At 39.6% G+C, this 13,085-nt stretch carries 11 protein-coding genes and 6 pseudogenes; 7 read left to right on the top strand and 10 right to left on the bottom strand.

Translation table 11 applies throughout. The features are described 5' to 3' along the window. Positions 1-2 precede the first annotated feature (2 nt). Both JCM13188_RS07745 and JCM13188_RS07750 read right to left on the bottom strand, forming a co-directional pair. A pseudogene (locus JCM13188_RS07745) lies at positions 3-1,035 on the bottom strand (PTS sugar transporter subunit IIC). A 15-nt stretch (positions 1,036-1,050) separates the two neighbouring features. Further along, on the bottom strand, positions 1,051-1,563 hold the full coding sequence (locus JCM13188_RS07750) for a hypothetical protein (RefSeq protein ID WP_054753264.1): 513 nt from the start codon (positions 1,561-1,563) through the stop codon (positions 1,051-1,053). Positions 1,564-1,650: 87 nt separating this feature from the next. Between JCM13188_RS07750 and JCM13188_RS07755 the strand changes: the two genes are divergently transcribed. Beyond that, positions 1,651-2,091 carry a YtoQ family protein gene (locus JCM13188_RS07755; protein WP_054753266.1) on the top strand — a complete coding sequence of 147 codons (441 nt, stop codon included), beginning with the start codon at positions 1,651-1,653 and terminating at the stop codon, positions 2,089-2,091. 44 nt (positions 2,092-2,135) lie between these two features. On the opposite strand, the pseudogene JCM13188_RS07760 reads toward JCM13188_RS07755, so the two are convergent. Next, positions 2,136-3,202, bottom strand: a pseudogene (locus JCM13188_RS07760) (M42 family metallopeptidase). A 224-nt stretch (positions 3,203-3,426) separates the two neighbouring features. On the opposite strand from JCM13188_RS07760, the gene JCM13188_RS07765 reads away from it, so the two are divergent. From JCM13188_RS07765 to JCM13188_RS20700, 5 genes and pseudogenes are all read left to right on the top strand, one after another. Next, a complete protein-coding gene (locus JCM13188_RS07765; protein ID WP_054753268.1) occupies positions 3,427-3,645 on the top strand; it encodes a hypothetical protein in 219 nt (72 codons plus the stop codon). A 255-nt stretch (positions 3,646-3,900) separates the two neighbouring features. Beyond that, the gene (locus JCM13188_RS20690; RefSeq protein ID WP_369404892.1) at positions 3,901-4,134 is read left to right on the top strand and encodes a hypothetical protein; all 234 of its coding nucleotides are present in this window, start codon (positions 3,901-3,903) and stop codon (positions 4,132-4,134) included. A gap of 50 nt (positions 4,135-4,184) precedes the next feature. After that, positions 4,185-4,661 carry a gluconate 2-dehydrogenase subunit 3 family protein gene (locus tag JCM13188_RS20695; protein ID WP_369404900.1) on the top strand — a complete coding sequence of 159 codons (477 nt, stop codon included), beginning with the start codon at positions 4,185-4,187 and terminating at the stop codon, positions 4,659-4,661. An 11-nt stretch (positions 4,662-4,672) separates the two neighbouring features. Continuing rightward, a pseudogene (locus JCM13188_RS07775) lies at positions 4,673-6,411 on the top strand (GMC family oxidoreductase). A gap of 19 nt (positions 6,412-6,430) precedes the next feature. Further along, positions 6,431-6,550 carry a twin-arginine translocase TatA/TatE family subunit gene (locus JCM13188_RS20700; RefSeq protein ID WP_369404893.1) on the top strand — a complete coding sequence of 40 codons (120 nt, stop codon included), beginning with the start codon at positions 6,431-6,433 and terminating at the stop codon, positions 6,548-6,550. Positions 6,551-6,657: 107 nt separating this feature from the next. Here the strand turns inward: JCM13188_RS20700 and JCM13188_RS18450 are convergent, their stop codons facing one another. Continuing rightward, positions 6,658-6,861: a YbaN family protein gene (locus tag JCM13188_RS18450; protein WP_279401547.1), complete on the bottom strand. Its 204-nt coding sequence runs from the start codon at positions 6,859-6,861 to the stop codon at positions 6,658-6,660. A gap of 34 nt (positions 6,862-6,895) precedes the next feature. Beyond that, complete coding sequence (locus tag JCM13188_RS18455; RefSeq protein WP_279401548.1) at positions 6,896-7,066, bottom strand: DUF454 family protein; 171 nt, start codon at positions 7,064-7,066, stop codon at positions 6,896-6,898. A 165-nt stretch (positions 7,067-7,231) separates the two neighbouring features. Between JCM13188_RS18455 and JCM13188_RS07790 the strand changes: the two are divergent. Beyond that, positions 7,232-8,565, top strand: a pseudogene (locus JCM13188_RS07790) (MATE family efflux transporter). Between the two features lie 364 nt (positions 8,566-8,929). Here JCM13188_RS07790 and JCM13188_RS07795 read toward each other — a convergent pair. From JCM13188_RS07795 to JCM13188_RS07815, 5 genes and pseudogenes are all read right to left on the bottom strand, one after another. Further along, positions 8,930-9,783: pseudogene (locus tag JCM13188_RS07795) on the bottom strand (YtnP family quorum-quenching lactonase). A gap of 22 nt (positions 9,784-9,805) precedes the next feature. Continuing rightward, the gene (gene trmB, locus JCM13188_RS07800) at positions 9,806-10,444 is read right to left on the bottom strand and encodes a tRNA (guanosine(46)-N7)-methyltransferase TrmB (protein ID WP_054753270.1); all 639 of its coding nucleotides are present in this window, start codon (positions 10,442-10,444) and stop codon (positions 9,806-9,808) included. 85 nt (positions 10,445-10,529) lie between these two features. Then, positions 10,530-11,319 (bottom strand): annotated as a pseudogene (locus JCM13188_RS07805) (phosphotransferase). Between the two features lie 117 nt (positions 11,320-11,436). Then, positions 11,437-11,856: a diacylglycerol/lipid kinase family protein gene (locus JCM13188_RS07810; protein ID WP_369404902.1), complete on the bottom strand. Its 420-nt coding sequence runs from the start codon at positions 11,854-11,856 to the stop codon at positions 11,437-11,439. A gap of 124 nt (positions 11,857-11,980) precedes the next feature. Next, complete coding sequence (locus JCM13188_RS07815) at positions 11,981-13,069, bottom strand: acylglycerol kinase family protein (RefSeq protein ID WP_279401549.1); 1,089 nt, start codon at positions 13,067-13,069, stop codon at positions 11,981-11,983. Positions 13,070-13,085: the final 16 nt, after the last annotated feature.

Here is a 13,085-nt window from a genome sequence, read left to right on the forward strand (position 1 = left end):
GATTACACATCTAACTTCATATCTCCAGCCTTAATCACACCTCTTTTGCGTAACCATTCTGAGATCAGCAGACTAATCATAGCTGGTGCGATGAAAAATAGTAATATGACAATCCAAAAGATGTCTTGAGTAAAGCCCATCGTCTTTAGTGTCATAATAGGTCCGACTAATCCACTCGTTCCCATGCCAGCACCATAGGCATTATTTTCAAGCTCTAACCAAACGGTCGCAATGGGTGCAAGTAAGGCCCCCGCAATAGTTGGCGGGATTAAAATAGCTGGGTTCTTCATAATGTTTGCTACTTGAAGCATGGATGTGCCTAACCCTTGTGAGATTAGCCCGCTAAATTTATTTTCCCGGTAACTGCTCACTGCAAAGCCAATCATTTGTGCAGCACAACCAACTGTTGCAGCTCCTGCAGCGAGGCCGTTTAGATCAAGCATAATAGCAATCGCTACACTTGAAATAGGTGCCGTTAAAGCGAGCCCCATTAATACAGCAACAATAATCCCCATAAGTAACGGTCTTAACTGAATCGCCCACTCGATGACATCACCAAATGCTGTTAAAAATTCAGCGATCGGAACGCCAATTAATTTTGCCACAATATAGCCAACCATAATCGTCACAAAAGGCGTCACAATAATGTCAATCTTCGTCTCTTTACTAACGAGCTTACCAACTTCAATAGCAATTAATGCTGCTATAAAACTTCCAGCCGGACCTGAATTAATAAAATCAGGGTGCGCCGCAAAAAGACCCAGCAAATAACGCACTAAACATAACTAGCGGAGGTGCTTTTAACCCATAAGCGACCGCGACACCAATCGCTCCACCATAGACTCCGCCTTGAATGGCATAGCCACCTGCTTCAACAAAGATCTCTGGGGCATATGGAACCTCAGTGCCAATAGTTTGTATAATCACACCAATAATAAGCGATGCGAATAAACCTAATGCCATATAACTCAATGCTGTAATCGCATAAGCTTGAAAGCTAATCTCAACGCCTTTACGTTTTAAGAACTCTTTCATCACGTTTTCCTCCGACTATTTCGTATTAATAGATTTAACCATTTTCATCATTTCTTGAACATCGTCAATTAGATCGTCAGCTTCAGTTTTAGTAGCCATTTTGACCCCGCCTATGCCTACTTGTACTTCATATTGACCTTCTTCTTTCTCTTTAACACTGTAATAGGCGAATTGCTCTTCCGTTTCAAAAGTTCTTAGATGAAGCTGTTCTTCTTTTTGTTTTAGCTCATCATAGTACCATTTACTATTCGGGGCCTCTAGTTCATTGATAAATAATATGTATGGCTGTTCTTCTTCGAAAAATATAAGATTTTGACCACGAGATTCTGAGAATTCAAGAGACTCAGGCTTGTACATTTTGAACTCCTCTGCTTCAAAATTTCTCTCAATTTCAGCGTCTGATAAAAACATTTCCTTAACAACCGTCTCTGATTCTTCAATCGTGTCTTCTTCAGAGTTCAAACACCCTGACATGATGATAACCAACATGAGGACTATAAACGCTAATACTAATCTTTTTTTAAACACTTTCTCTCTCCCCTAATTTTTGAATTGTTTGACAAAAATTATTTCATTAGATGATAATAGAAAAATAGTCTTGGAGGTAATAAATCTATGAGTCTTAACATCTATCTAGCAGGACAAATTCACGATGATTGGAGGCAGCAATTAAAAGATCGCGCTGCTGAAAAGAATTTAGATATCCAATTTTCAGGACCTCAAGAAAATCATGATTTATCAGATGATATCGGTGAAAACATATTAGGTGAACAACCTAATCAAAAGTACCGTGATGATGTCGGTGCTAGCGTCAATAATTTCAGAACTGATATTCTAATGCACAAGGCTGATGCTGTGATTGCATTATTCGGTGAATCTTATAAACAATGGAATACTGCTATGGACGCTGGAATTGCAATTGGGCTTAATAAGCCACTTATTCTAATCCGTCCAAAAAAATTGATTCATCCACTAAAAGAATTATCAAATAAAGCAACCGTTACTGTTGAAAATATTGACCAGGCTCTTGAAGTATTAGAATACTATTTTAAATAAGCATGATTAGAGAGATGACAATTTGTCATCTCTCTTTTTATATCTTAGCCATTTTGTCTAATCGAGTCTACAGTTGTTTGGTCAACTTGTTTAACTAAATTGACGAGTAATTCTTTCGCTGCAGCATAGTCATCAACATGTACTATAGATGAGCTAGTATGAATGTAACGAGAGCAAACACCGATCACTGCTGATGGTACACCATCGTTTGAGATGTGAACGCGCCCTGCATCAGTTCCGCCTTGTGAAATGAAATACTGATACGGGATGTCTTTACTTTCAGCCGTATCTAATACGAAATCTCGCATCCCGCGATGCGTTACCATAGAACGATCAAAGATTCGAACCAGTGCGCCTTTGCCTAAGTGACCAAACTCACTTTCTTTACCTTCCATATCATTTGCAGGTGAAGCATCTAACGCAAAGAATAAATCAGGTTTGATCATATTTGCGGCTGCTTGAGCTCCTCTAAGGCCAACTTCTTCTTGTACTGTAGCACCAGAGTATAACTCATGATTTAGCGTTTCACCTTGAAGTTCTTTTAGTAGTTCAATAGATAAACCACAGCCATAACGGTTATCCCACGCCTTAGCCATGATTTTCTTTTCATTTGCCATTGGCGTAAAAGGACAAATAGGTAAAATCGGTTGTCCTGGTTTAACCCCAATTTTCTTAACATCCTCTTCATCATCGGCACCAATATCAATTAACATATTTTTAATGTCCATCGGCTTCTTGCGCTGTTCAGGTGTTAAGTTATGTGGAGGAATAGAGCCAATGACTCCAGTAACAGGTCCTTCATCTGTGATCACTTGAACACGCTGCGCTAATAGTACCTGATTCCACCAGCCGCCTAATGGCTGAAATCGAATCATACCATTTTCGTAATTTGAGTTACCATAAACCCAACTTCATCCATGTGACCCGCTACCATAACTTTTGGCCCGTCACCTCGACGTACGCCAAATACACCGCCAAGGCGATCCTGGATGATATCATCTGAATATTTCTCTAATTCTTGCTTCATGAAGTGACGAACTTGATGCTCATGACCTGGGGCCCCAGGCAATTCCGTTAACGTTTTAAATAGGTCTAACGTATCTTGCTTCATTATGTATCACTCCGTCTCTTTTTAGTTCCTATTCTATTTTATCGAAAAAGCACGAATTATTCCAATCTCTATTAAATTTATTTTAATCCTATCAAAAGAATCGTATAATATCAGTAACATATTTAAATTGGAGAGGATTTCATGAAATGGTATAAGTTGATTGCGCCAACTGCAGTCGGCATAACGGTTGGCACAATCATTGGCAAAAAGTAACCGATAAATGGTTGTTCCCTGAGCTTGCTTTAAAAAAAGTAAAGAAACAACTTGAAGCAAACGGACCGATTACAGGTTCATGGATTTTAATGAAACTCGAAGAAATCGAGGTAGATGGTGAAACTCTTAAAGTCTATAGAGGCGGCGTTACTCAGGAAATTGAGGGTAAACGAGTTCAGATCAATTTCTGTATGGATGCGAAATCAGGTGAGATTGTTAAATTTGAATAATATTTTATGAGAGTTGTCCTTGTGTGGACGCTCTTTTTTTATGTTTAAAATCCCAATAATCATATTAAAAGGACTATTGTTATAAATTTTTTCCCATTTCAACAAAAATCGCATCAATTTTTTAGAAAAAAGGACTATTAACCTCTTAGTCGAAACCATTAACGCTTATAAAAGGTCCATTACTTCTATTTTTTTACATAAATTAACCAATAGCGGTAAACAATAACTACACATCTAAAATAGGGAGGTATGTATTTGGCAGATGAACACACGCATAAGACCGATGAATCTCGCAGACAGTTTCTGAAAAACAGTGGTTACTTCGCTGGAGGACTTGTCGGAGGTGGAATTCTAGGTTCTGTTATTGGCTGGCAAGTGGACGACAATGCCGAGACAAAAGGACAAAATCAAGATGGCAATCAAGGCGGAAAACAAGATTATAACCGTGCTTTGAAATTCTTCAAAACCGCGCCGCTTTCGAACGACTAGGTGCTGCGACTGAACGAATATTTCCTGAGGATGACAATGGACCAGGGGCGATTGCTTTAGGTGTTCCTTATTTCATTGATCACGAGCTGGCTGGAGAATATGGCAATAATGAAAAAGTTTATATGAAAGGACCTTTTCGTGAAGGGACAGAGTTCCAAGGATTTCAAAGTCGTCTGAAACGGAAAGAGATCTTCATGCAAGGGTTAATGGCAATCGAAAAAGAAAGCCAAAATGAGTTCAATGATTCCTTCATTAATTTAGAAGCTGAACAACAGGATCAAATTCTAAGCAGATTCGCAAAAGATGAAGTGAAATTAAAAGGGGTTAAAGCTTCTACGTTCTTCGGCCTACTCCGCGAGGCAACTTTAGCTGGAGCTTATAGTGACCCGCTATACGGCGGTAACACGAACATGGACGGCTGGCGTATGAAGAATTTCCCTGGAAGTAAGATGAGCTACATTGAAGAAATCGAGAGCGAAGATTTTGTGGAAATGGAGCCAAGTGCACTTTATGACCACTTACATTAAGGAGGATGCTTATGGCAACTAAAAAAGATAAAGTCGACGCGTTACAGTCGGTGTCGGCTGGACAGGCGGCATCATCGCAGCTGAATTAACTAAAGCCGGGTTTAATGTCGTCGGATTAGAACGAGGTGAAGATCGTTCAACAGAAGACTTTCAAATGATTCATGATGAGTATCGTTATGATATTCGTCACGGACTGATGCAAGATGCCTCTAGGGAAACGATTTCCTTTAGAAATAATCCAGATGAACTTGCTTTACCAATGAGACAATTAGGTTCATTCTTACCAGGCTCTGGTGTTGGCGGAGCTGGTGTTCACTGGAACGGTCAGACATGGCGCTTTTTACCGTACGATTTTCAAATTAAATCGATGACGGATGAAAAATATGGCCAAAAGCTTGGAGATGAGTATACGTATCAAGATTGGGGCATCACGTACGATGAGCTGGAACCATATTTTTATAAATTCGAACAAAACAGCCGGCATTAGTGGTGAGGAAAACCCTAAAGGAGCGCCGAGAAAGAATGGCTATCCAACACCCCCGATGAAGAGCACGCCGATATTAAACTTGTTTAAAGAAGCGACTAAAAATATGGGACTTAACCCTTTCCAGATGCCATCTGCGAACCTTTCTGAGAACTATGAAAACCCTGATGGCCAGACAATTGCGCAGTGTCAGTATTGCGGATTCTGCGAACGCTTCGGCTGTGAATACGGAGCGAAGTCTTCACCGAACGTCACGGTCATTCCAACCGCAAAGAAAACAGGTAAGTTCGAACTACGAACGCACTCAGAAGTGGTTGAAGTGATTCAAGAAGGTGGAAAAGCAACCGGCGTTCGTTACGTTGATGTATATTCTGGTGAAGAATTCATTCAACCAGCGGATGTAGTCGTCCTAACGAGTTATGTTTTAAACAATACACGCTTGTTATTACAATCCAATATTGGACAACCTTATAATCATAAGACTGGTGAAGGTGTTATTGGTAAAAACTATTGCTATCAGATCTTACCTGGTGCGGCTGGATTTTTGAAGAGAAAAAGTTTAACACTTTCATGGGAGCTGGTTCCTTAGGTGCTTCAGTGGATGATTATAATGGTGATAACTTTGATCATTCCGATTTAGACTTCATTCATGGCGGTTCAATTTCAATTACTCAAACAGGTAGAAGACCAATTGGATCTAACGTAACGCCATCAGGCACACCATCTTGGGGTCCTGAGTTTAAAAAAGCTACATTAAAATATCATAACCGTACATTAAATGTCGGCTCACAAGGGGCATCCATCCCGCATCGCAACAACTATATGGATCTAGATCCAACTTATACAGACTTTTACGGGAACCCGCTTCTGAGATTAACGTATGATTTCACTGAACAAGACCGCAAGTTACACAAACATATCTCAGGAGTTTGTAAAGACATTATGAGTGAAATGGGTGCAGACATTATCGAAGAAGCTTCCATGGATGAGCATTATGACATCGTTCCTTATCAAACAACTCACAATACAGGCGGGGTCATTATGGGTGGAGACTCCGAAACCTCAGCTGTAAATAATTACTTACAAATGTGGGATTCTGAAAGCTTGTTTGTTGTTGGTGCATCAGCTTTTGCTCATAATGGCGGCTATAACCCAACAGGCACAGTTGGAGCTCTAGCTTATCGTGCAGCTGACGGCATCCAGAAGTATCTTAAACAAGGCGGCGGTGCCCTTGTTAAAAGCAAGAGCAAAAGTAGCCTAACTTAATGGAAAGGAGAGAACCTCAATGGGGATTTCCAGCATAGGGGTACCGGGATTAATTTTAATCCTGATCATCACCTTAGTCGTTTTCGGTCCGAAAAAACTACCCGAGATTGGATCAGCAATCGGACAAAACGCTATCTGAGTTTAAAAAAGTCTGCAAACAACCTAATTGAAGAACCATCAAGTAAAGAAGAAGTTAAGAAAGATTAGAAAAACCGCCTTCTTTCGTGAATAGCGAAAGGGGCGGTTTTATGTTGCTGAATCCGTTTTAATATACTGCGCTTCATACTCTTCTTGACTAATCGTTTTAATCTTTTTGACAAAATAGTAATGCTTATAAAGGGCAAGTGAAATCATAAACAATCGTACGATCAGTATATCGACCATTATAATCGATAATATGATAAAACTATCGGCAATAATGTTGATCCGTATTTTCTCTTTAAGTGTCATCCCTCTATTTTCTTTAAACCTGACCACGTAATTTTTATAAAAAAGTCGTTTGCTTGAACCATTTTTCTAGTCGCTCCGAACTCTTTCCGAAACAGTAAGCTGAGAATAAAAAGAATGGTCCTCCAGGAATAATCGGTAATATAATTCCGGCTACACCTATTCCAAGCGATATGAATCCTAGAAGTGAAAATAAAAGCTTTTTCATGTTATCCATCACCTTTAGCGGCTTGTGAAAGCCAAATCTCTTAACTATATTATACTAGCTGATTTAAAAGCATATCAATTTAAAAAACTGTCAATTTCTAAACACTTTATGAACATCCAATTAATGATAATATATGAAGTAGTAAAGTTGAAAGGTTGTCTTGTTATGAAGAAGAACCAGCAGGATTTCACGCAAGGAAACATACTAAAACAATTAGTCATCTTCTCAGGACCGTTAATTTTAGCTAGCTTACTTCAAACGTCCTATCAATTATCGACAGCCTATGGGTAGGTAATTTAATAGGTGATGACGCGCTCGGTTCAGTAGCGATCTCAAGTACGATTATATTTACGATGCTCGCCTTTGCGATTGGCATTAACAACGCTTCCCTCACCATTTTGTCTCAGCAAAAAGGCCGTGATGATGACGAAGGCTTAAGGCGTTATTTGAATGGATTTGTCATCGTACTGACTGTTCTGGCCATAATCATGGGAACGTTCGGCTATATATTCGCAGAGTCATTATTGAACCTGCTTGGCACACCTAAGGCCATGTTACAAGAGGCCAAGCTCTATTTACAGATTAACTTTTTAGGAATCATCTTTTATTTGGATATAACTTATTAGCACAGTGCTACGGGCTTTAGGCGATAGCCGGACGCCACTTAGAATTGTTGCCATTGCTGTAATTCTGAATATTATTTTAGATCCATTGTTCATTTCCGTGTTTGGCTTTGGCATCTCAGGTGCTGCGTTTGCTACAATCTTCTCGCAAGGCGTATCATTTTTAATCGGATTAATTTATATATTAAAAAGCAGCTGGCACCATTTTCGATTCCATTTTTACCAAGTAAGGAAGAAGTGAGATTAATTCTGCACCTTGGAATCCCGTCAGGTTTGCAAATGACGATGATTTCAGCTGGAGTAGCAGCCATTATGTCTGTCGTCACATCGTTTGGACCTTCAGTTGTCTCAGGGTTCAGTGCAGCCCAGCGTCTTGATAGCTTAATCATGTTACCTGCACACGCCTTAGGAACGGCAGTTAACAGTATGGCAGGACAGAATATCGGAATCGGGAACATGAAACGAGTCAGTAAAATTGCCAAGACAGCTGTTCTATACAACTTCGGCATTATGTTTACGATTGGACTACTCGTCATTCCACTTGCGAAGTATGGAGTTTCACTGTTTATTGATGAGACGGAAGCAATCGAGTTCGGCACCACGTACCTACAGATTATTGCGCTTTGTTACCCGTTTTTAGGCATCAATTTCGTCTTAAACGGCATCGTCCGCGCATCTGGCGCCATGTATCAAGTACTCGTTCTAAACATCATCTCGTTTTGGGTTTTGCGGTTTCCGCTATCAGCATTATTTGCCGATCTAATGGGTGAAGTTGGTATCGCCATTGGTATGGGAGGAAGCTTCGTGATCAGTAGTTTGTTCGCTTATCTATATTTCAGGTTTGGAAAATGGCGAGAGAAAGTGCTGTTTGAATAAAATGTCTAGTATTTCAAAAATTCTTCTAGTAAAATCGCGATTTTGTCTAGTTAATTCTCGAAATTGTCTAGTAAAATTCTGATTTTGTCTAGTAAATCTTTAAAAGTGTCTAGTAAGCGACCAACTTTGTCTAGTAAACGAGAAAAGTTTCTAGTAAATAATTGTGGCTTTTGCGCGCAAATGCTACTTTTTATAAACTGAATAGTCCTCGGAATCATGCAAATGGACCCTTGTTCAGCAGGAATGGTTTTTTCTCTAGAAAAATGATGCAAAAAGTCTGTTTAATAGTCCTTTAATTTATCGGAATAGTCCTTTCCCATGAAAAACAAACAAAACCTGCCGTCCTGGCAGGCTTTTGACCATTCTAATTATACTCATAACGCGGACGTTCAATCGACTCGCTGATTTGTTTTTCATCATCAAACTTAATCGCTCGGTAATAAGCATCGTGGTAAAACACGAACCAGCTTCCCGCTTCGTATGCTTCATCTTGCAACTTTTTCTTCTCATGAACACTTGTAACCGGAAAATCATCATACGCTAGCACCCATAACGGATTTTGGTGCGCGTGGGTTGGCATTAGATCTGCCATATGAACAAATGACTCATCCCCGTCTTTAAATTTAATGACCGAATGGCCGTCACTGTGCCCGCTCGTGTGATGCATCGTAAGACCCGGTGCAATCTCAACCTCAACTTCAACGTCTTAACCTGATGCTGAACAGGCTTCCAGTTCTCTTCCCAGTAAGTATTCTTTGAACGCATATTAGGATTTCGCATCTCATCCCACTCAACCTTAGATGTATAAATTGTCGCGTTTGGGAATGTGCTTACTAAGTCATCGCCATCAGGCTTCGTTAATCCATTGGCATGGTCAAAGTGAAGATGCGTCATAAGCACTATATCAATATCTTCAAGTGTCAGTCCTACCTCACCAAGCGAATCTTCCACTTTGGACTCCTCAAGTACGCCGAAGTTACGTTTTAGCTTATCATTAAGCTTCCCGCGGCCAATGCCAGAGTCAATGACCATATTCTTGCCATCTAACTGAAGTAAAATTAAATCACAGCGTAATTCGATTTGATTTTTATCATTGTGAGGATACTTTTTACTCCAAAGCGGGTGAGGAACGACTCCAAACATCGCCCCGCCATCCATATGCGTGACACCGCCATTTAACCAAGTTAATTTCGCACGACCAACTGTTAGTGTTTCCATGAGATCCTCTCCTTTTTATCCATTACTGAAATGTCGCAATGCAGCGATAAATAGGTTGTCCTTTACTAGAAAACTTCTCTTCATATTCTGTCATCACATTGTTGTCATCCTCTATTGCATGTAAATCTAGTGAGACATCTTCAAGCTTCATCCCGTATTGGGAAAAGCTAACTAACGAATATTCAAATAACGCTCGGTTGTCCGTTTTTAAAATAATTCTTCCATCATCTTTTAAAATATTCTCATATTGTTCTAAGAACGTCTTATAAGTTAAACGACGTTTTTCATGTCTTGTTTTCGGCCATGGATCTGAAAAGTTTAAGAAAATCGTATCCACTTCATTCTCGGCAAACATGTCTCTCAGGTCTTCCGCATTCTCATGTACAAGATGAACATTCGAAACATCACGATCTAACACCTTTTGAATAGCTGTCACAATGATACTCTCAGCCTTTTCAATGCCTATGAAATTCATCTCAGGGTGCTGCTTCGCCATATTAGCGATAAACTGCCCCTTTCCTGTTCCAATCTCGAGTCCAATTGGCTGTTCATCGTCATATAACGATTGCCACTTCCCTTTTTGGTCAAACGGATCTAAGACCATAAGCCCTTCATTTTCTTTTATAAAATCTGCTGCCCATGGTTTATGTCGTAAACGCATGCTGTCACTCCTAGTTCATTTATTAAACTCTATTATACTAAAAGTCTATATCCAAAAGCTAACCTTAAGGATATAGACTTAAACTCTATGAATAAATGACCATTTTATGTTGCATCAAACGCTCTTTCCATTTATTCGAGTACTCCATATTACCCTTCTCTAAGTACCAAATATAATAGGATAGCGCTGAGGCAATCATGTACCACTGTATGCGTAAATATAGATTGTCATCTAACTGGACGCCATAAACCTTGAGCCAATCAGACCACTTTTCCCTTGGTACATACTGATATAAAAGCATGCACAAATCAAGAGCAGGGTCCGCGATGACAGCTTGATCCCAATCAATTAAATACAAGTGATCGTCTTCACCGAGTAACCAGTTTTCGTGGTTAATATCTGAATGGCAAACGACCATTTCCTGCGTTCTTACTTGATCAAGATGCTTATGTAAAAACTCTAGCGCATGGGCAATCAGTGCCTGATCCACATGCTGATTCCCGCGGTATTGGTTAATAAGTCTAACCAATAATTTAGACGGATCAAGTGGTTGTTTCCCCATTCTCATAAAAAGATGTAAGATTTCAGATGAGTGGTGAATTTTGCTGAGTAGCTTGGCAACTTGATCTTCTTTCATTTCATCTTTTGTGAGAACGCGGCCTTCTAACCACTTTTGAGCTGTAATCACATCGCCATTTTCTAAACGCTTTGTCCAAACGAGCTTTGGTACAATGCCTTCAGCAGATAAAACCGCTAAGAACGGTGACGAGTTACGCTTTAAAAATAATTTTGATGATCATTTGTGCTAAGAAAGCTTCTCCTGTGGTGCCACCTGCAGGAGTTATAGCCCATTCGGAACCGAGAAACTGTTCCAATTCACTCACCCACTTTTTGCACATGTAGTCTTCGTGTTTGGTACCTCAAATTTTTAGAGATACTTAATTAGATTACCTTATAAACCGACTCAATTTCAAGAGGATTTCATAAATTTCCTAGTTTTTTCTAACGACACGACGTGGCCCCTGTTCTTTTCTGACGTGACACTCATAGCATTTACCAGTGTAACCATCAGCATGGTAGATTATAGATTCATCTGAACGAACCATAATCTCAGAACCTTTCAGCATTTCCACTTCTTTTAATCTAGTATGTTTTCCGAAAAACACCGTGATAAACAAAAGAAGTAATTTCAACTTAGAAATTTGATGAACAATCGTTACATGAAAAGTTTGTTTATTTATTGTAGCATCTGGAGCGATTTTCATGCCACCACCAAAATAAGGATGATTTGTAATCGTTAGCATCCAAATGCCCTTAAGCTCACGCTCTTTGCCATCAATCGTTAAATGAATATTTTTTGGCTGAAATTTAAAAATGGTCACAATAAGTCCAATAACATAAACTAAAATGATAAATGAATTCGGTTAAACCATGCCTTCCACTTCGATTCATTCGTCCGTTCAGCGACCTCAGCGTCAAAGCCAATGCCTAAACTTGAGGCAAAAAGCTTCTCTAACCTAGCAGGCCGTCCATCAGTTAAATAAGTACCAGCCCAGTATGATTGAAACGTTTTTGTTTAAAAATAGTCCTTAAACTCTCTTTCGGATCTAGTGGCATGCTGCAGCCTCTAGCAAAGTCATTCCCTGACCCAACTGGTACAAAGGCAAGTGGCAAATCGCCATAGGCTTTTACCCCGTTTATGACTTCATAAAACGTTCCATCGCCTCCTACGACTACTAACATTTCAATTTTCTCCTCGTGAAGGGAAACAACTTGAGCCACCAGCTTCGTCGCATGACCAGGATATTCCGTGTAATAAGATTTATAGTTTTGGGGATTTTGTACGCCTTTCAAATACTCTTTAACAATTTTGATTCCTTTTCCTCTACCTGCAACTGGATTAATAATTAGAACATACATATCATGACTCCTCAAAACCAATTCGACGTTCATCATCCAGCCAAACAGGACGTTCACATAATGCCTTAACGTATGTTCTAACATTTTTTCGCATGCCTTTAACTGCTGGGCTTTTATCGGATACTTGGACTCTCTTTGTTTATGAAACCATTCTGGATAATTCGTTTGATCTATGTACTCCGTTTGAAACGGCAATGACTGATGGACGATTTGATTTTGCTGGGCAAGTAAATACTTCTTAATAGGAAAATCAACCTCATAATAATCAAAAATACTTTGAACGAGCTTTTCCATCCGCTTAAGTTTAATAACCGGGTTAACAATCGATTTCTCCTGTTCATCTTTCATAACCGTCCATTTGCGATCATCAGAGGGATAAAATACAGCATCTTGATAATCACGATCTAATATGGACACGCACATCACTTCAGTTGGCGTTAACATAATAACTTCAGCATCAAGCGTGGCATTTTTAAGCTTAAAAGAAGGTTGATAGAATACGAGATATGTATCAGGAAAACGCTGCAAAAAATATTTTAACCACGGGTCGCGCTCATAACCTTTATCAAAATAAGATACTTCTTGAAGCGTACTCGAAGCCCAAATAAGCTGGGTGTCAAACACTTGATCTAAGAAAAATTGCTTTACGTCCTCTTCCCGTTCCGGAAGAGCCATAACCTCATCTTCATCTTCGGGATCATCCACTTCCTCTTTACGTTGA

The sequence above is a fragment of the Piscibacillus salipiscarius JCM 13188 genome (assembly GCF_001311865.1).
Taxonomy (GTDB): domain Bacteria; phylum Bacillota; class Bacilli; order Bacillales; family Alkalibacillaceae; genus Piscibacillus; species Piscibacillus salipiscarius.